The organism is Variovorax sp. P4_B11, from assembly GCF_056402355.1.
This window is the reverse complement of the sequence record NZ_JBFUHO010000031.1, coordinates 38710-56239: the sequence shown is the minus strand read 5'-3', so window position 1 is coordinate 56239 and position 17530 is coordinate 38710. Positions and strand designations below refer to the sequence as shown.

16 protein-coding genes are annotated in these 17530 nt (G+C 67.8%); 5 read left to right on the top strand and 11 right to left on the bottom strand.

The genetic code is table 11. The features are described 5' to 3' along the window. Nucleotides 1-7 precede the first annotated feature (7 nt). Nucleotides 8-988: a ketopantoate reductase family protein gene (locus AC1DYD_RS24515; protein ID WP_478175360.1), complete on the top strand. Its 981-nt coding sequence runs from the start codon at nucleotides 8-10 to the stop codon at nucleotides 986-988. Nucleotides 989-1000: 12 nt separating this feature from the next. On the opposite strand, the gene AC1DYD_RS24510 is transcribed toward AC1DYD_RS24515, so the two are convergent. From AC1DYD_RS24510 to AC1DYD_RS24460, 11 genes are all read right to left on the bottom strand, one after another. Continuing rightward, on the bottom strand, nucleotides 1001-1795 hold the full coding sequence (locus AC1DYD_RS24510; protein WP_478175359.1) for an enoyl-CoA hydratase/isomerase family protein: 795 nt from the start codon (nucleotides 1793-1795) through the stop codon (nucleotides 1001-1003). Beyond that, on the bottom strand, nucleotides 1788-3611 hold the full coding sequence (locus AC1DYD_RS24505) for an AMP-dependent synthetase/ligase (RefSeq protein ID WP_478175358.1): 1824 nt from the start codon (nucleotides 3609-3611) through the stop codon (nucleotides 1788-1790). The genes AC1DYD_RS24510 and AC1DYD_RS24505 overlap by 8 nt, the downstream gene beginning before the upstream one ends. A 121-nt stretch (nucleotides 3612-3732) precedes the next feature. Further along, nucleotides 3733-4569 (bottom strand): ABC transporter ATP-binding protein, encoded by an 837-nt coding sequence (locus tag AC1DYD_RS24500; RefSeq protein WP_478175357.1) that lies wholly within the window; start codon nucleotides 4567-4569, stop codon nucleotides 3733-3735. Continuing rightward, nucleotides 4554-5771, bottom strand: a complete 1218-nt coding sequence (locus AC1DYD_RS24495; RefSeq protein ID WP_478175356.1) for an ABC transporter substrate-binding protein — start codon at nucleotides 5769-5771, stop codon at nucleotides 4554-4556. The genes AC1DYD_RS24500 and AC1DYD_RS24495 overlap by 16 nt, the downstream gene beginning before the upstream one ends. A gap of 29 nt (nucleotides 5772-5800) precedes the next feature. Then, a complete protein-coding gene (locus AC1DYD_RS24490; protein ID WP_478175355.1) occupies nucleotides 5801-6838 on the bottom strand; it encodes a branched-chain amino acid ABC transporter permease in 1038 nt (345 codons plus the stop codon). A gap of 3 nt (nucleotides 6839-6841) precedes the next feature. Continuing rightward, a complete protein-coding gene (locus AC1DYD_RS24485) occupies nucleotides 6842-7729 on the bottom strand; it encodes a branched-chain amino acid ABC transporter permease (protein WP_478175354.1) in 888 nt (295 codons plus the stop codon). Beyond that, the gene (locus AC1DYD_RS24480) at nucleotides 7726-8580 is read right to left on the bottom strand and encodes an ABC transporter ATP-binding protein (RefSeq protein WP_478175353.1); all 855 of its coding nucleotides are present in this window, start codon (nucleotides 8578-8580) and stop codon (nucleotides 7726-7728) included. The genes AC1DYD_RS24485 and AC1DYD_RS24480 overlap by 4 nt, the downstream gene beginning before the upstream one ends. Before the next feature lie 151 nt (nucleotides 8581-8731). Next, nucleotides 8732-10387 (bottom strand): AMP-binding protein, encoded by a 1656-nt coding sequence (locus AC1DYD_RS24475; RefSeq protein ID WP_478175352.1) that lies wholly within the window; start codon nucleotides 10385-10387, stop codon nucleotides 8732-8734. Nucleotides 10388-10628: 241 nt separating this feature from the next. Next, the gene (locus tag AC1DYD_RS24470; protein WP_478175351.1) at nucleotides 10629-11093 is read right to left on the bottom strand and encodes a MarR family winged helix-turn-helix transcriptional regulator; all 465 of its coding nucleotides are present in this window, start codon (nucleotides 11091-11093) and stop codon (nucleotides 10629-10631) included. A gap of 105 nt (nucleotides 11094-11198) precedes the next feature. Continuing rightward, a complete protein-coding gene (gene kce / locus AC1DYD_RS24465; protein WP_478175350.1) occupies nucleotides 11199-12131 on the bottom strand; it encodes a 3,5-dioxohexanoate:acetyl-CoA acetone transferase in 933 nt (310 codons plus the stop codon). Nucleotides 12132-12151: 20 nt separating this feature from the next. Then, nucleotides 12152-13066, bottom strand: coding sequence for an SDR family NAD(P)-dependent oxidoreductase (locus AC1DYD_RS24460; protein ID WP_478175349.1), 915 nt, complete (start codon nucleotides 13064-13066; stop codon nucleotides 12152-12154). 139 nt (nucleotides 13067-13205) lie between these two features. Between AC1DYD_RS24460 and AC1DYD_RS24455 the strand changes: the two genes are divergently transcribed. The 4 genes from AC1DYD_RS24455 to AC1DYD_RS24440 are packed head-to-tail and all read left to right on the top strand — an operon-like array spanning nucleotide 13206 to nucleotide 17515. After that, complete coding sequence (locus AC1DYD_RS24455; protein WP_478175348.1) at nucleotides 13206-14678, top strand: 3-oxoacyl-[acyl-carrier-protein] synthase III C-terminal domain-containing protein; 1473 nt, start codon at nucleotides 13206-13208, stop codon at nucleotides 14676-14678. Further along, complete coding sequence (locus AC1DYD_RS24450) at nucleotides 14678-15883, top strand: acetyl-CoA acetyltransferase (protein WP_478175347.1); 1206 nt, start codon at nucleotides 14678-14680, stop codon at nucleotides 15881-15883. The genes AC1DYD_RS24455 and AC1DYD_RS24450 overlap by 1 nt, the downstream gene beginning before the upstream one ends. A gap of 50 nt (nucleotides 15884-15933) precedes the next feature. Then, entirely contained in the window at nucleotides 15934-16704 is a 771-nt protein-coding gene (locus AC1DYD_RS24445; protein WP_478175346.1) for a glucose 1-dehydrogenase, read from the top strand. Between the two features lie 13 nt (nucleotides 16705-16717). Further along, nucleotides 16718-17515 (top strand): enoyl-CoA hydratase-related protein, encoded by a 798-nt coding sequence (locus tag AC1DYD_RS24440; protein ID WP_478175345.1) that lies wholly within the window; start codon nucleotides 16718-16720, stop codon nucleotides 17513-17515. Nucleotides 17516-17530: the final 15 nt, after the last annotated feature.

Below are 17530 nucleotides of genomic sequence, written 5' to 3'. Positions count from 1 at the left end.
AAGCGCGATGAATATCTGCATCTACGGCGCCGGCGCGATCGGGGGCTACCTGGCGACGCACCTGGCGCAGGCCGAAGGCGTGACCGTGAGCGTGGTCGCGCGTGGCGCGCATCTCGCGGCCATCCGCGCCAATGGCCTGGCCGTCGAGTCGCCGCGCGGCACGCTGCGCGCACGCGTGCAGGCCAGCGACGATCCGGCCGCGCTCGGCGTCCAGGACGTGGTCATCCTGGCGTTGAAATCGCACCAGGTCATGGCCGCGCTGGACGGCGTTCAGGCGCTGCTCGGCCCGCACACCGCGGTGGTGCCACCCACCACCGGCATCCCCTATTGGTACTTCCACGACCTGCCCGGGCCGTTCAACAACCGGCAGGTCGAACGCCTCGACCCGGGCGGGCGCCAGTGGCGGGCCCTGGCGCCGGAGCGCGTGATCGGCTGCGTGTACTGGGTGGCTTCAGAGGTCACGGCGCCGGGCATCATCCACCACGACGGCGCGCTATCGCGCTTTCCGCTCGGCGAGCCGGACGGCTCCAGCAGCGAGCGCCTCACGCGACTGGCCGGCGCGATGCACGCCGCCGGCCTCGACGCCCCGGTGGTGCCCGACATCCGCGCCTGGATCTGGGCCAAGATGATCAGCAGCCTGTGCTGGAACCCGGTGGCAACGCTCACGCTCGGCACGCTGTCGGAGATGAACGCGCGGCCCGAGGTGGTGGCCATCGTGCGCGCGATGATGACCGAGGCCGACGCGCTGGCCCGCCAGCTCGGCGTCGAGAAGATGCCCATCACGATCGATGAGCGCATTGCCGCCGCACGCAACGCCGGCGACCACAGGATGTCGATGCTGCAGGACCTGGAGCGCGGCCGCCCGCTCGAGCTCGATGTGCTGGTCGATTCGATCGAGGCGATGCGCGAGATCGCCCGCACGCCAACGCCGACGATCGATACCGTCTATGCGCTGCTGAAGCTGCGCGCGGCGAAGCTCGCCGGCTAGGGTCTGTTCACACTAGGGCTGCTTCCTGCGGCCCAGCAGGGCCTCGGCCGCACGCTGCAGGTCGCCGGTGGTCCGCGCCAGGATCTGCGTGCGGTTCTCGAGTTCGATCGCCGCGGCCAGGCTCGGGCTCTCCAGGTTGGCCCAGCCGCTGCGCTTGGTCATCCAGACCGCGAAGGCGCTGTGGGCTGCAATGCTTTGCGCCAGTTCCAGAACGCGCGGCATGAGCATCGCGTCGGCCACGCGTTGCGACACCAGCCCGATGCGCTCGGCTTCCGCTGCCTCGACCATGCGCCCGGTCAGCATCATTTCCCACGCGTGCGACAGGCCCACCGCCCGCGGCAGGAGCCAGCTCACGCCGATGTCGCAGCTCGACATGCCGACCTTCACGAAGGCCGCGTTGAAGGAAGCCGATTCGGCGGCAACGCGTATCTCCGCCGCCAGCGCCAGCCCGAGGCCGGCGCCGTTGGCGGGGCCGTTGACCGCCGCGATCACCGGCTGGCGCAGGCCGCGCAGCCGCGTGACCAGCCCGGCGAACAACTCCTGCCGCTTCATCCAGGCTTGTGTCTCGCCGTCGGCGCTGCCAGGCGCATCCGCGGCCAGCGAGAGGTCGAAGCCGGCGCAGAAGCCGCGCCCCTGCCCGCTCAGAATCAACACGCGGCAGGCGTCGTCGTCCGCGACCCGATCGAGCAGCCGGCCGATCTCGCGCACGGTCTCGTCGTCCAGCGCATTGAGCCGGTGGGGCCGGTTCAGCCGCAGCAGCGCGACACCCTCTGCCGGCCATTCGAGCAGCGCGCCGGCCTCAGGCATAGATGGCCTCGATCACGTCGGCGTACTTCTCGGCGATGGCCTTGCGCCGCACCTTCATCGTCGCGGTCACCTCGCCGTCGTCATGGTCGAGTTCCTTCACCAGCAGGTGGAACTTGCGCACTTGCTGCACCTGCGCCAGTCCGGCGTTGGCGTGGGCGACTTCGGTCTCGATCATCGCGTGAACCCGCGCCTGCTCGACCAGGCTCCTGAAGGTGGTGTAGGCCAGCCCCTGCGCCTCGGCCCAATTCGCGACGCTCTCGAAGTCAATCTGCAGCAGGGCCGACACGAAGCGCCGCCGGTCCGCAATCACGATCGCCTCCTTGATGAAGGGCGAGAAGCGCAGCGCGTTCTCGATCTCCGAGGGCGTGATGTTCTTGCCGCCGGCGGTGATCATGATGTCCTTCTTGCGATCGACAATGCGCAACTCGCGGCCGGCTGGCCCGTCCTCCCAGCGCGCGACGTCGCCCGTGTGCAGCCACCCCTCGGCATCGATGGCCTCGGCGGTCGCTTCCGGATTGCGGTAGTAGCCACGGAAGACCACGTCGCCGCGGATCATGATTTCGCCATCGTCGGCCAACCGCAGTTCGACGCCTGGATAGGGCACGCCTACGGTGCCCACCGGCGAGGCATCGTGGGTCTGCATGGTGGTCGCGCCCGAAGCTTCGGTGAGGCCGTAGGCCTCGCGGATCGGCACACCGAGCACGCGGAAGAATTGCAGGATGTCCGGCGCGATCGGCGCGCCCGACGAGATGGCGACCCGGCAGCGCCGCAGGCCGACGAAATTCAGCAGCGGCCGCAATATCACCAAATACCAGAAGGCATGCGCCAGCCTCTGCGCCGGTGTCCACCGCGCGCGCGGCGTGGATTCGAAGCGGCCGACCGAGGCCAGCGCCCGCTGGTAGAGCGCCAGCCGCCAGCCCCCGGCCTCGCGCAGTTTGGTCTGGATGGACGCGTGGAACTTCTCCCAGATGCGCGGCACGCCGAAGAACACCTGCGGCGACAGCTCGCGCAGATCTTCCTGCACGGTGCGCAGGCTCTCGGCGAAGTTGACCACGGCGCCGGTGGCCATCGGCACGTGGATCGAGAACATCTGCTCGGCCACATGGCACAGCGGCAGATATGACACCAGCGCATCGCGCTCGGTGCAGCCCAGCACGGTGTTGAGTCCGCGCGCCGCGCTGCCCAGGCCGCGCCAGCTCATCTGCGCGGCCTTCGGCCGGCCGGTCGATCCGGAGGTGAAGACGATCAGGCCGATGTCGTCGAGTGTCTGCGCGGCGGCCCGTTGCGCCACGCGCGCGGGCTGCCCGGCGGCGAGCTTGCGGCCGGCTTCGATCAGTTGATCGAATTCATGGATGCCGGCACGGTCGTAGTGACGCAGGCCGCGCGCGTCGATCAGCACGATCTGGCGCAGTTCGGGCAGGTGGGCGCGCACCGACAGCACCTTGTCGAGCTGCTCCTGGTCCTCGCAGACGATGATCGGCGAACCCGCCAGCCGCAGCAGGTACTCGATCTCCACGCCGGGTGAGGTCGGATACACGCCCGCGACGATGGCGCCGGCCAGGCCCACGCCGAATTGCGCAATCACCCATTCGACCCGGTTCTCGCCGAGGATCGCCACCTTCTCGCCGGGCTGCAGGCCGAGATCGATCAGGGCCAGCGCCAGCGCGCTCGCACGCTCGGCGTAGTCTCGCCAGGTGAAGGGCTGCCAGATGCCGAACTGCTTCTGCCGCAGCGCCACCGCGTCGGGGCGCGCCTGCGCCCAGTGCAGCAGTTGCTGCGGCGCGGTCAGGGTCTTCAGGTCATCACTCACGCTCACGCAGGCTCCTTCCCATGACAGTCCTCCCCGACCCATGCCAGGGATACCGCGGAACCGGCTTTGCCGGGCCGCCGGTGTCGCCCCCTTGAGGGGGCTGCGCCGAAGGCGCTACGGGGGTGGTTCATGACAGCCAGCGCTTGCGCCGCTTGTAGTGCTTGACGTCCCGGAAGCTGACCTGGCCCTCGCCATGGTCGCCGCTGCCGAGGTAGAAGCGCTGCACATCGGCATCGCCGAGCAGCGTTTCCTTGGGGCCGTTGATGACGATGCGGCCGTTTTCCATGATGTAGCCGTAGTCGGCCACCCCGAGCGCCACGCGCGCGTTCTGCTCGACCAGGAGCATCGCCACGCCCTGCTCGCGGTTGATGCGCTGGATGATCGAGAAGATGTCCTTGACCACCAGCGGCGCCAATCCGAGCGAAGGCTCGTCCAGCAGGATCAGGCGCGGCTGTCCGACCAGCGCGCGAGCGATGGCCAGCATCTGCTGCTCGCCGCCCGACAGGTAGCCCGAGAGCTGCTTGCGGCGCTCCTTCAGGCGTGGAAAGTATTCGAACACCGACTCGATGTCGATCGCCCTGCCCGCGCGGCCCTTGAGCGCGTTACCCGCCGCGATGAGGTTCTCGTCGACTGTCAGTTCCGCGAACACGTGCCGGCCCTCGCGCACATGCGCCATGCCGCGACGCGGCAGCACGTGCGGCGCCCAGCGGTCGATGTCCTCGCCGAAGAAAAGAACCTGGCCGCTGGCCACCCGGCCGTTCTCCAGCCCCAGGATGCCCGAGGCCGCCTTCAGCGTGGTGGTCTTGCCCGCCCCATTGGAGCCCAGCAGCGCCACCACCTTGCCATCCGGGACCTCGATCGAGAGCCCGCGCAGGGCCTGCACCGTGTGGTTGTAGACCACCTCGATGCTCGAGATTGCCAGCGCCGGCGTGGCGGCGGCGGTCGATGTCAGACCTTCAGCCATCCGCTTGCCGGCTCCATGGTCTTGGTCTTCAGGTCGTACTGGTAGAGGCGACCCACCGGTGCCTGGTGCTTGCTGAAGTCGACCAAGGTGCCGAAGATGCCGCCCGAATCCCAATCCTTCATCGACTCCAGCGCGGCCTTCATGTTGGGCAGCGTCAGCGGCTTGTTGGCCTTGATGCAGCGCTCGGCGATCTCGGCGAAGACCATGCCCGACAGCCAGGAGCTGATGTAGAAAGGCGAAATGTTCTTCATGTCGGGCCGATTCTTGGCCGCGAAATCGCGCATCGCATTGATCATCGTCGAATCGGTCTCGTGGCCGTAGCGGTACGGGCTGACACCGCCGAGCGATTCGCCCATCTGGCCGAGCGCGTCGTAAGCCGGACGGTCCAGGCCCCAGGCGGTGCCCATCACCTGGCTCTGCAGGCCCGCCTCGCGCATCTGGCGCACGAACTCGGGCATGGGCGTGAGGATGTAGCCCTGGAAGATCACGATGTCTGGCCGGGCGCGGCGCAGCTTCGAGACCTCGGGGCCGACGTCGATGCCCGACTGCTTGGTCACGATCTCCGCCACGATCGGCAACCCCAGCTTGGCCGCGCGCGCCTTGCCCGCCGGGATGCCGTCGCTGCCGAATTCGGTGTCGGCGTAGACGTAGGCGATCTTCGGCTTGTCCGACTTGCTCCAGGTCTTGGCGATGTATTCCATCAGGATTTCATGCATCGAGCCGTAGATCGGCCCCGGCACGAAGTGCTGCGGCATATGGACGGGATCGGCCATCGAACTCGCCAGCGAAGTCGACGAGGTCATGATGGTGCCCGCGGCGATCGCGTCCTGCGCGACGGCCTTGGCCCATTGGGTGCTGTCGCCGTAAAAGAAGGTCGGCTTCTCGGCCGCCATCAGCTTCTTGAAGATGGCCACGCCCTGGTCGAGCTTGAAGCCGCTGTCTTCGGAAACATAGCGCAGCTTGCGCCCGGCCACGCCGCCGTTGGCGTTCTTCCACAGAACGAAGTCGTTCAGGCCGTTGTTCATCGCGGTGCCCGCGAAGGCGAAGATGCCGGTGATCGGCTGCGAGGCCGCGATCACGATGTCGCCCTTCTGCGCCTGGGCTGATACCGGCTGGAAGGCCAGCGGCCCGATCGCCGCCGCGCTGCCCGCGGCCTGGATGAGCTTGCGACGAAGCGCGTCGGGCTTTTGGGAATCGGTCATGTCGGTCTCCTCTTTTGTCGTGTTGCGAATCAGGTGATGAATGGCCAGAGATGAAAGATCCGCCGCACGCGCGACCAGATGGCCGACAGCCCGTGGGGTTCCAGCACCAGGAAACCGATGATCAGAACGCCGAAGACGACCTGCCCCATCGGCAACAGAAGACCGGCGATGCCCGGCAGCCAGCCGGCGCTGGCATGCGCGACCAGCCGCAGCACCTCGGGCACGAAGGTCATGAAGATGGCGCCGAGGATGCTCCCAAGTACCGTGGCGCCGCCGACGATGATCGCCGCGAGGTAGTAGATCGCCAGCGTGATCGTGAAGTACTCCGGCGTGATGTTGCCGTAGAAGTAGCCGAGCAGTCCACCCGCGACACCGGCATAGAAAGCGCCGAGCGCGAAGGCCAGCAGCTTGGTGCGCAGCAGGCTCACGCCGAGGATCTCGGCCGAGATGTCACGGTCGCGCACCGCGATGAAGGCGCGGCCGATGTAGCTACGCTGCAGGTTGCGCGCCGCGAGCGCCATCAGCAGCACGCAGCCGAAGATGAGATAGAAGTTGCGCCGGTCACCGATCAGCTCGAAGCCGAAGAGACTCGCACGCGGGATCGAGGTGCCCGGCACGCCACCCGTCACCGCATCCCATTCGCGAAACATGAAGGTCAGGATGAAGTGCGCGGCCAGGGTCGCGATCGCCAGGTAGATGCCCTTCACCCGCAGGCTCGGCAGGCCGACGACGATGCCCAGCGCCGCGGCCACCAGCCCGGCGGCCGGCAGCGCGAAGTAGAACGGCACGCCGTGCTTCGCCAGCCAGGCGACCGTGTAGCAGCCCACGCCGAGAAAGGCCGCATGCGCCAGCGAGATCTGCCCGGTGCTGCCGGTGGTCACGTTGAGGCCGAGCGTGGCGACGATGTGGATGCCGACGATGCAGGCCATCGCGAGCACGTAGTCGCTGCCGTAGAACGGCAGCGCGAGCAGCGCGACGAGAAAGCCGGCCATCCAGCGCCGCGCGGTCGGCGAATCCCACAGTTGCTCCTCGGAACGATGGGACTCGTGGAAGACGCCGGTGCGCATGGTCTAGAGCCTTTCGATGCTACGGGTGCCGAACATGCCGTGTGGACGAACCACCAGGATCGCGAGCACCACCACGTAGGGCACCAGGTCGCGCGCCTTGCCGCCGAGGTAGCCGGCGGTGGTGGCGTCGAGCCAGCCGATGATCAGGCTGGCGACGATGGCACCGACGATGCTGTCCAGGCCGCCGAGGATGATCACCGCGAAGGCGGCGAAGGCCGTCGATGCAAGCAGCGGCGACAGGTTCGCCGACGAGGCGATCAGCACACCCGCCACCGTGCCGACCAGCCCCGAGAGAATCCAGGTGAGCCGCTGCGCATGACGGATGTCGATGCCCATCGTCGCCGCCGTCACCGGATCGCTGGCCGTCGCACGCAAGGCGATGCCTGTCTTGGAATAGCGGAAGAAGGCCATGAAGCCGGCGATCAGCGCCGCGGCCAGCACGAAATTGCCGATGGCGGTGCCCGGAATGAGCACATCGCCGAAGCCGAGCGGCATGCGCGGCAGCAGCGGCGGCACGGTGAAGGTGTCGCCGCCCCAAACCGCCTCGACCACGCCGTGGACGATGCTCGCCATGCCGATGGTCGCCATCAACACCGAGACCGCCGATTGCCCCGACAGCGGGCGCAGCACCAGCCGCTCGAAGAAGATCGCCAGCAGCGTGATGGCGCAAAGCGCGATCGCCAGCGAAGGCAAGGGACCCAGCTCGAAGGTGACGTGCGCCGCATAGTAGAGATAGGCGCCGAGCATCATCACCTCGCCGACCGCGAAGTTCACCACCCCCGTGCCCTTGTAGACCAGCACGAAGCTCAGCGCGATCAGGGCCAGCACGCCGCCGGACAGCAGGCCGATGGTGCTGAACTCGATGAACTCGTACCAGCCGGTCATCGTCATGGCGCGATCTCCTCGTCGGCGCCGAGGTAGGCCTGGATGACCTCCGGATGACTGCGGACCTGCAGCGGCGTGCCGCTGGCGATCACCTGGCCGAAATTGAGCACCACGACGTGGCTGGAGATGTCCATCACCATGCCCATGTCGTGTTCGACCAGCAGCACGGTCACGCCCCACTCCTCCTGCACGTCGAGGATGAAGCGCGCCATGTCCTCGGTTTCCTCGCGGTTCATGCCGGCCACCGGCTCATCGAGCATCAGCACGCGTGGGCGCATCGCGAGCGCGCGTGCCAACTCGACCCGCTTCTGCAAGCCGTACGAAAGCGCCTCCACCGGGCGGTGGCGCAGGTGGTCGATCTGCAGGAAGTCGATCACGCGACGCTCCACCTCGTCGCGCAGGGCGAGTTCCTCGTCGCGGGCGCCACGGGTGTGCAGCATGCTCGGCAACAGCCCGGCGTGCATCGTGTGGTGGCCACCGAGCTTGATGTTCTCCAGCACGCTGAGTCCATGGAACAGTGCAATATTCTGAAAGGTGCGCGCCAGCCCGCGGCCCGCACGGCGATGGACTGGCACGGCGGTGATGTCCTGGCCGTCCAGGACGATGCGGCCCGCCGCCGGCCGGTAGAAACCCGAAATCGTGTTGAAGACGCTGGTCTTGCCCGCGCCGTTGGGGCCGATCACCGCGGTGATCTCGCCCGGCGCCGCCTCGAACGACACGCCGCGCAGCGCATGGATGCCGCCGAAGCGCAGATCGACGCCCTCGACCGCCAGCGAGACGCCGGCCGCCCGGCGACCGGCCGCGACGGGTTGCGTCGCGGTGACTGCCAGGGCCGAGGTGGATGCCGCCATGTCCATGCGTTGAATCCGGTCGATGAAGAAGCGCTCCGGTCGGAGCGCAGGCAGGGCGGCCACACTGGCCGCGCGACGAGATAATACGCTACTGTAAGGTATGCATTTATCAGTGCTTACCCGTGCGTCGGCGGCGCCGTTCGCTTGCTGCGGCGCGTCAGGCGGCCTGCGCCGGCGCGTCGGCGAAGGCCTTCGCGCGCTCCTTCAGAAGGAACTTCTGGATCTTGCCGCTGGGGGTGCGCGGCACCGCGTCGACGACCACGACACGCTCTGGCCAGTACTGCTTGGCGACCTTGCACTCTTCCATGTAGGCCTGCAGCGCCGGGAGATCGAACGCCTGGCCGGGGCGCAACTCGACGAAAGCACAGGCGCGCTCGCCCAACCGGGCGTCCGGGTAGCCGACGATGGCCGCCATCGCCACCGCCGGATGCTTGTAGAGCAGTGCCTCGATCTCGACCACCGGCACGTTCTCGCCGCCGCGGATCAGTACGTCCTTGGTACGGCCGTTGATGCGGATGTACCCTTCGTCGTCCATGTAGGCGAGGTCGCCGGTGTCGAACCAGCCTTCAGCGTCGTAGGTGGGAATGTCGGGGCGCTTGTAGTAGCCCAGCGACATCTGCGCGCCGCGCACCATGAGGCGACCGGTCTGGCCGCTGGGCAGCGGCTTGCCGTCGAAGTCGACGATGCGCAGGCCGACGCCATCGAGCGCCCGACCGTCGGTCTGCGACGACTTCTCGGCCGCGCGCGAAGGTTCAGTGAGCGCACTGGAGAGCGACTCGGTCATGCCCCAGAGGGAACAGACCTTGAGGCCGAGTTCCTTGTCCGCGCGCTGGATCAGCACCGGCGGAATCGGCGCCCCGCCGCACAGGAAGTTGCGCAGCTTGTCGGGGCGCGGTGCGCCATGGACCACCGCGTCGCAGATGTCGGCGAGAAAGGGCGAGGAAGCCGCGGTGTAGGTGACACCTTCGGCCGCCATGATCGTGACGCCGCGCTTGCCGTCCCAGATATCCTGGAGCACCACGGTCGAGCCCAGGTAGATGCCCTGCATCATGATCGCGGCGTAGCCCGTCATGTGGCCGAGCGGCGAGCAGCCCAGCAGCACGTCGTCGCGCGTGAGGCCGAAGCGGCCGGACAAGGCGCGGCCGCAGGCCACGAGCGTGTTGCAGGTGTGCATCACGCCCTTGGGCGAACCGGTGGTGCCCGAGGTGAACATCATCACCGCGAGGTCGTCCGGCCGAAGCGCGCCCGCTCTCGGGTCGGCCGAGGCCTCGACCCGCGCGCTTCCCTCCAGCAGCACGCGATCGAAGCCGTTGTCGCCGGTACCGTCGACGACCAGCACATGCTGCAGCTTCGGCAGCCGCTGCCTCAGGCCCTCGGCCATCCCGGCATGGTCGAAGCCGCGGAACACGGCTGGCACGATCAGCACCTTCGCCTCGGCAAAGCCGAGCATGAATTCGAGTTCGCGTTCGCGGAAAATCGGCATCAGCGGATTGACCACCGCGCCAATGCGCCCGCAGGCCAGCGAGACGACCACGAACTCCCACCAGTTCGGCACCTGCACAGCGACGATGTCGCCGGCGCCCACGCCCATCGCGCGCAACGCGCCGGCAGCGCGTGCCACCTGGTCGCCCAGCTCCGCATAGGAGATGCGCTTCGGTTCGGTGCGGTCGGCGCGGTAGGCGATGAGCGCCGGCTTGTCAGGTGCCAGGCGGATCGCCTCCACCAGAAATTCGTCGATGGTCCGGTCCAGCCAGAAGCCGGCTTCGCGCATCGCGCGGCCGTGGGCGACGGGGTCGAATGCCTTGTCAGTCATGCCTGTATCTCCGAGGTGGCGAATTTAGTTCACTACCGTACGATACGTGGGATGACCATTGATCGCAAGCCCGCCGACCCCCGGGAAAGCGAGTAGATGCTTGGCTCGCCCCCAGGTTGCCTCGCACTTCGTGTCGAGGCGCCCACCCCCGACCGGGGGCGATGCCAGCGGCCCGGCAAAGCCGGTTCCGCGGCATCTCTGGCATCGGCTGCAACGCGGCGCCGACGGCGCCATCGGCGCCTTAGTTCTCGGTGGCCTGAAGGTAGGTCAGGAGGTTGCGCTTCATGGCGTCGAGCGTGGTCGCCGCGGCCTCGAGCTTCGGGTCGGGCAGGCCATCGAGGATCTGTTCGTTGAGCCGATGGCTCACCTTGCGCATGCGTGCAATCAGCTGCTTGCTCTTGGGTTCGAGAAAAACCCGGTTCACGCGCCGGTCGCTGGCATCGGCGTCGCGCCGCACCAGCCCGGATTTCTGGAGGCGGTCGATCAGGCCGCCGACGGCCACCTTGCCGAGGTCGAGCTCTTCGGCGAGTTGCGACTGCGTCATGCCGTCTTCGCGCGAGAGGTAGGCCAGCACCCACCACTGCGACCGCGTGACGTTCAGGGGCTTGAGGCAGCGGTCGAAGGCGCTGCGCCGCAGGCGCGAGACGTCATGAATCAGAAAACCGAGCCGGAGCTCCCAATCGATCGAATGTGGGTCGGTTGCCATGTTGCGCCGCCCGCCGGTTGGACGGCGGACCCATTACTGTAATGATGTGTACATTCTAGCAACGGACTTTGAGGGCGTGTCGTCCGCAAGGCGACAGCGGCTGCCCTAGAAGGCGACCGCGTCCTTGCCCTTGAGCTGGAGGATCTCGCGCGCCTCGGCGGGCGTTGCGACGGCCAGCCCCAGCCCTTCGATGATCTCCCGTGCCTTGCGCACCTGCTGGGCATTCGATTCGGCCAGCTTGCCGGCGCCGATCCAGAGACTGTCCTCCAGCCCGACGCGCACGTTGCCCCCCATCGACGCCGACATCGCCGCGATCGGCATCTGGCTGCGCCCGGCCCCCAGCACCGACCAGCGGTAGTCGCCGCCGAAGAGCCGGTCCGCCGTGCGCTTCATGTGCATCACGTCGTCGGGATGGCTGCCGATGCCGCCGAGGATGCCGAACACCGTCTGCACGAAGAAGGGCGCCTTGACCAGGCCGCGGTCGACGAAGTGCGCCAGGTTGTACAGGTGCGAGGTGTCGTAGCACTCGAACTCATAGCGGGTGTCGTTGACCGAGAGCTCCGTCAGCACGGTTTCCAGGTCGCCATAGGTGTTGCGGAAGATCAGGTCCTTGCTGCCTTCGAGGTAGGGACGCTCCCAGTCGAACTTGAACTCCTTGAAGCGCTGCAGCATCGGGAACAGGCCGAAGTTCATCGTGCCCATGTTCATGGAGGCCACCTCGGGCTTGAGCACCTTGGCCGGCTGCATGCGCTCGTGCACCGTCATGTAGGGCGAGCCGCCGGTCGTGAGGTTGATGACCGCGTCCGAGCGCGCCTTGATGTCCTTCAGGAACGGCACGAAGGCCTCGGGCCGCTGGTCCGGCTTGCCGGTGACCGGGTCGCGGGCATGCAGGTGGATGATGGCCGCGCCCGCCTCGACGGCGCCGACCGCGGCGTCCGCGATTTCCTGCGCCGTGATCGGCAGGTACGGCGACATCGAGGGCGTGTGGATGGCACCGGTCACGGCGCAGGTGATGATGACTTTGCGTTGTGCGGACATGCGGGTCTCCTTGGCGGTTGTCAGACGGGGTCCCAGGTGAACACATCACCCGAGCGATCGAGCGGAAAGAAGCTGGCGCGCAGCATCGGCAGCGCGGTTTCGACGACGCCCTCCGGCGTCCAGCCCTCGCCACAGTGGGCGCTGCGGATCGGGCGCGGCTGGCTGAACAGGTAGATCTCGTTGTTGCGCACGCCGAAGATCTGCCCCGTGACATCGCTCGCCGCGTCGGCACAGAGGCCGACCACGAAGGGGGCGATCTTCTCGGGCACCAGCTTCTTGAGGCCTTCCATCCGCTTTTTCTGCTCGGGCGTCTCGCTCGGGATCGAGTCGATCATGCGCGTCCATGCGAACGGCGCCACGGCGTTGGAGCGGACGCCGAATTTCTGCATGTCGAGCGCGATCGACTTCGACAGCCCCACGATCCCGAGCTTGGCCGCGCTGTAGTTGGCCTGTCCGAAGTTGCCGATCAGTCCCGAGGTGGATGTCATGTGCACATAAGCGCCGCTGCCCTGCTGCTTGAAATGCGTGGCCGCCGCCCGGCTGACATTGAAGCATCCCTTCAAATGCACCGCCAGCACCTGGTCGAATTCCGCCTCGCTCATGCGGTGGAACATGACATCGCGCAGGATGCCGGCGTTGTTCACCACGATGTCGATGCGGCCGAAGGCATCGACCGCCGCTTCGACCATCTTGTTGGCCGCACCCCATTGCGCCACCGAGCCGCCGTCGGCGATGGCCTCGCCTCCCATGGCCTTGATGGCCGCGACGACCTCATTGGCCGGCTGCTCGTTGTCCGACCGGCCATCGAGCGAAGCGCCGAGATCGTTGACGACCACCTTGGCGCCTGCTTGGGCCATTGCCAACGCGATGCCTCGCCCGAGGCCGCGGCCCCCACCCGTGACCAACGCCACCTTGCCTGCCAGAAGTGTGCTCAATTGATGTCTCCTTGAGTGCCGCCGTCGAGGGTAAACCCCTGCTCAACCCCAACTTTGCGACTTGCAAAATTATCGTGCACTAGCGTACCATGCACCACATGATGATGTACAGCGGCCGCCAGCGGCAAAGCGCAAATCCATGAACGAATCCGACACCGCGTTCGGCCTGCTGGCCACCATCCGCTACGTGCCCCGCCTGCGCCTGGAGCGCAGCGAAGTGGCCGCCCAGCACCGGTGGATGGCACCCGGCCTCAAGTCGCTGGCCAAGGGCCGGCGGGCCATGGCGAACTGGGACGAGGACGCGGTGACGATGGCGGTCGAGGCCGCCCGCGCGCTGCTCGCCGCCGCGCCCGCACCCGTGCCGACGGAACTCACGCTCGCCTCCACCACCCTCCCGTTCGCCGACCGGCTCAACGCCGGCATGGTCGCCGCCGCAGTCGGCCTCGGCGCCGACGCGGTCGTGCGCGACGTCGCTTCGAGCGCACGGGCAGCGCTCACCGAACTGGCCGCCAGCCTGCGGCATCCGGCGCCGGGCGCCACCCGCATCATCGTCGCCTCGGAGCGACGCAGCGCGAAGCCGGCCAGCCCGCAGGAACTGATCTTCGGCGACGGCGCCGCGGCCGCATCGGTCGGCAGCGGCCGGCCGATCGCCACCTTCATCGCCGCGCGCAGCCTGCGGGCCGACCTGGTCGATCACTTCCGCCAGGCAGGCGTTGCCTATGACTACGGCTGGGAAGAACGCTGGGTGCGCGACGAGGGCTACATGAAGCTGGCGGCCGACTCCATCAGGCAATGCCTGGCGGACGCCGGCGTCAGCGCCGCGGACGTGAGCCACTTCGTGCTGCCGGCACCGATCGCGCGGATCAACGAGGCCGTGGCGAAGCGGGTCGGCATCGCGCCGGCGGCGCTCGTGGCCACCGCGTCCGACACGGTCGGCGACCTCGGCTGCGCGCAGCCGCTGGCCATGCTCGACATCGCGTTGCGCGCGGCGGCGCCCGGCGCGCTGATCCTGGTCGCAGCCTTCGGCAGCGGCTGCGACGTGCTGCTGCTCAAGCGCACCACCGCCCCCTGCCCGGGCGACCCACCGGATGCCGGCAAGGCCGAGACGAGCTACCTGAAATACCTGTCGTTCACCGGCCAGCTCGAGCTCGCCTGGGGCATGCGCGCCGAGATGGACAACAAGACCGCGCTCACCGCCGCCTGGCGCGACCATGCACGCACCGAACGCTTCGAAGGCGGGCGTTGCGAGCGCTGCGGCACGGTGCAGTTCCCGCGTTCCCGGATCTGCGTCAACCCGGCCTGCCGGGCGCAGGACACGCAGCAGCCCACCAGTCTGGCCGATGTTCCGGCCCGCGTGATGTCGCACACCACGGACTTCCTCGGCTATACGCCCGACCCGCCGTTCCAGTTCGGCCACATCGATTTCGAGGGCGGCGGCCGCGTGCTGATGGAATTCACCGACACCGACGTGGGCGAGCTCGCGGTCGGCCTGCCGCTGCGCATGGTCTACCGGGTGAAGGAGTTTGACCACCTTCGCGGCTTTCGGCGCTATTTCTGGAAGGCGACGCCGACACGTGCCGGCAGCGCCACCCCCCACACGGAGAGCACGTAATGGCCAGCGGCATACGCGACAAGGTCGCCATCATCGGCATGGGCTGCACACGCTTCGGCGAGCGCTGGGACTGCGGCCCGGAGGACCTCATGCTCGAGGCCTTCAACGAGGCCGTGGCCGATGCAGGCATCGAGGCCGGCCAGATCGAGGCCGCCTGGTTCGGCGTCTGCCTGGAGGAGAACAACGTCGGCAAGACGGCCGGGCCGCTCGCCCAGGCACTGCGGCTGCCGCGCATCGCCGCGACCCGGGTCGAGAACGCCTGCGCCACCGGCACCGAGGCGCTGCGCGGTGCGGCCTACGCCGTGGCGGCCGGCGCCTATGACATCGTGCTCGCGCTCGGCGTCGAGAAGCTCAAGGACACCGGCTACGGCGGCCTGCCGGCGCGCACACGCGGCGTCGCCAACGACCTGTGGCTGCCCAACTCGACGGCTCCCGGCGCTTTCGCCCAGCTCGCCTCGGCCTACGCCGCCAAGCATGGCGTCGCCATGGCGGATCTGCGCCGGGCCATGGCACACATCTCGGTCAAGAGCCATGCGAATGCGGCGCTGAACCCGAAAGCGCACCTGCGCAACAAGATCACCGAAGAAGACGTGCTCAAGGCCATGACCATCGCCGCGCCGCTCGGCCTGTACGACTGCAGCGGCGTCAGCGACGGCGCGGCCTGCGCGATCGTGACGACCCCGGAGATCGCCCGCGCACTCAAGGCGAACGCCGAGATCGTGACGATCAAGGCGCTCGAGATCTCCGTCAGCAATGGCGAGGAGGCGAGCTTCAACAACTGGGACGGCGCGAACATCGCGACCGCCAAGACAGCCGCCGAGCGTGCCTACCGCGCCGCCGGCATCCACGATCCACGCAGCCAGATCCAGCTGGCGGAGGTGCACGACTGCTTCTCGATCACCGAGGCGGTGCTGATGGAGGACCTCGGCTTCAGCGCGCCCGGCCGTGTCATACATGACGTGCTCGATGGCCTGTTCGATCTCGACGGCGCGCTGCCGATCGTGCCCGATGGCGGCCTGAAATGCTTCGGCCATCCGATCGGGGCATCGGGGCTGCGCATGGTCTACGAGGTCTACCAGCAGATCCACGGCCGCGCGGGCGAGCGGCAGATCAAGAACGTCGACCGCGGCCTGACGCAGAACCTGGGCGGCCATCCGCACCAGAACGTGAGCGCGGTTGCGATCATCGGGCGCGCGGGCGCTTGAGTGCGCAGCGCGACCGATTTCATTTTCCCTATTTCAACTGGAGACATCTCATGCGAGGACTGAAAGGCAAGAACGCGATCGTGACCGGCGCCGGCAGCGGCATCGGCCGGGCGATCGCGCTGCGGCTCGGCGCCGAAGGCGCGATCGTCGGCGTGTTCGACATCAATCCGGCCGGCGCCGCCGAGACCGTCAAGGCGATCGAGGCCGCGGATGGCAAGGCCGTCGCGGTGACCTGCGACATCACCGACTACGCCGCGGTCACCGACGCCGTGGCGAGCTTCGAGAGCCAGGCTGGCGCGGGCACCGACATCCTCGTCAACAACGCGGGCTGGGACACGCCCATGCCGTTCCTGAAGACCGATGAGGCCTTCTGGAAAAAGGTCACCGCGATCAACTGGTTCGGGCCGCTGCACATGACGCACGCTGTCGCCAAGGGAATGGCCGCGCGCAAGAGCGGCCGCGTGGTCAACATCGCATCGGACGCCGGCCGCGTCGGCTCGACCGGCGAGGTCGTCTACTCAGGCTGCAAGGGCGCGACCATCGCCTTCGCCAAGGCCCTGGCGCGCGAGGTCGCGCGCAGCAACGTCACGGTCAACACGGTGTGCCCGGGCCCGACCGACACCCCCGCCATGGACGCCTTCGTCGGCACCGGTGAGCAGGGACAGAAAATCCGCGACGCGATGGTGCGGGGCGTGCCGCTCGGCCGCATCGGCGTGCCCGACGACTACCCCGGTCTCGTGGCCTTCCTGGCCAGCGACGACGCCGCCTTCATCACCGGCCAGACGATCAGCGTTTCGGGCGGCCTCAGCATGCATGGATAACAGGAGCAGACAGATGAGCAAGCCATACAAGGACATCCTCTACGAAGTGCGCGACGGCGTGGTGAACATCACGATCAACCGGCCGGAGGTCTACAACGCCTTTCGCAACCAGACGCTGGAGGAACTGATCGACGGCCTGCGCCGCGCGGACGAAGAGAAGAGCGCCAATGTCATGGTGCTCTCGGGCGCTGGCGACAAGTCGTTCTGCACCGGCGGCGACCAGAAGGTGCACCTCAGCGAAGACGGCCTGTACGGCCCGCGCGGCACGGTCGGCATGCCGATCGAGGAAATGCAGACCGCGCTGCGCGACCTGCGCAAGGTCTCGATCGCCAAGGTGCAGGGCTTCGCGATCGGCGGCGGCAACGTCTTCGCCACGCTGTGCGACCTGACCATCGCCAGCGAGAAGGCGACTTTCGGCCAGGTCGGCCCGAAGGTCGGGTCGGTGGATCCGGGCTGGGGCACCGCCTATCTCGCGCGCATCGTCGGCGAGAAGAAGGCCCGCGAGATCTGGTTCCTGTGCCGCAAGTACAGCGCCGTCGAAGCCGAGAAGATGGGCCTGGTGAACAAGGTGGTGCCGCACGACCAGCTCGATGCCGAGGTGGCGCAGTGGTGCAAGGAAATCAACGAGATGAGCCCGACCGCGATCGCCATCGCCAAGCGCTCCTTCAATGCCGACAGCGAGAACATCCGCGGCATCGGCTTCCTCGGCATCCAGACGGTCAAGCACTACTACCAGACCGAGGAATCGAAGGAAGGGGTGCGGGCCTTCAACGAGCGCCGCAAGCCCGACTTCAAGAAGTACGCGGGCTGAACGCCCCGCAGGCTG

Coding starts and splice junctions, on each gene's coding strand:
- AC1DYD_RS24515 (WP_478175360.1), top strand. CDS start 8: ATGAATATCTGCATCTACGGCGCCGGCGCGATCGGGGGCTACCTGGCG.
- AC1DYD_RS24510 (WP_478175359.1), bottom strand. CDS start 1,795: ATGCCTGAGGCCGGCGCGCTGCTCGAATGGCCGGCAGAGGGTGTCGCG.
- AC1DYD_RS24500 (WP_478175357.1), bottom strand. CDS start 4,569: ATGGCTGAAGGTCTGACATCGACCGCCGCCGCCACGCCGGCGCTGGCA.
- AC1DYD_RS24495 (WP_478175356.1), bottom strand. CDS start 5,771: ATGACCGATTCCCAAAAGCCCGACGCGCTTCGTCGCAAGCTCATCCAG.
- AC1DYD_RS24490 (WP_478175355.1), bottom strand. CDS start 6,838: ATGCGCACCGGCGTCTTCCACGAGTCCCATCGTTCCGAGGAGCAACTG.
- AC1DYD_RS24485 (WP_478175354.1), bottom strand. CDS start 7,729: ATGACGATGACCGGCTGGTACGAGTTCATCGAGTTCAGCACCATCGGC.
- AC1DYD_RS24480 (WP_478175353.1), bottom strand. CDS start 8,580: ATGGACATGGCGGCATCCACCTCGGCCCTGGCAGTCACCGCGACGCAA.
- AC1DYD_RS24475 (WP_478175352.1), bottom strand. CDS start 10,387: ATGACTGACAAGGCATTCGACCCCGTCGCCCACGGCCGCGCGATGCGC.
- AC1DYD_RS24470 (WP_478175351.1), bottom strand. CDS start 11,093: ATGGCAACCGACCCACATTCGATCGATTGGGAGCTCCGGCTCGGTTTT.
- kce (WP_478175350.1), bottom strand. CDS start 12,131: ATGTCCGCACAACGCAAAGTCATCATCACCTGCGCCGTGACCGGTGCC.
- AC1DYD_RS24455 (WP_478175348.1), top strand. CDS start 13,206: ATGAACGAATCCGACACCGCGTTCGGCCTGCTGGCCACCATCCGCTAC.
- AC1DYD_RS24450 (WP_478175347.1), top strand. CDS start 14,678: ATGGCCAGCGGCATACGCGACAAGGTCGCCATCATCGGCATGGGCTGC.
- AC1DYD_RS24445 (WP_478175346.1), top strand. CDS start 15,934: ATGCGAGGACTGAAAGGCAAGAACGCGATCGTGACCGGCGCCGGCAGC.
- AC1DYD_RS24440 (WP_478175345.1), top strand. CDS start 16,718: ATGAGCAAGCCATACAAGGACATCCTCTACGAAGTGCGCGACGGCGTG.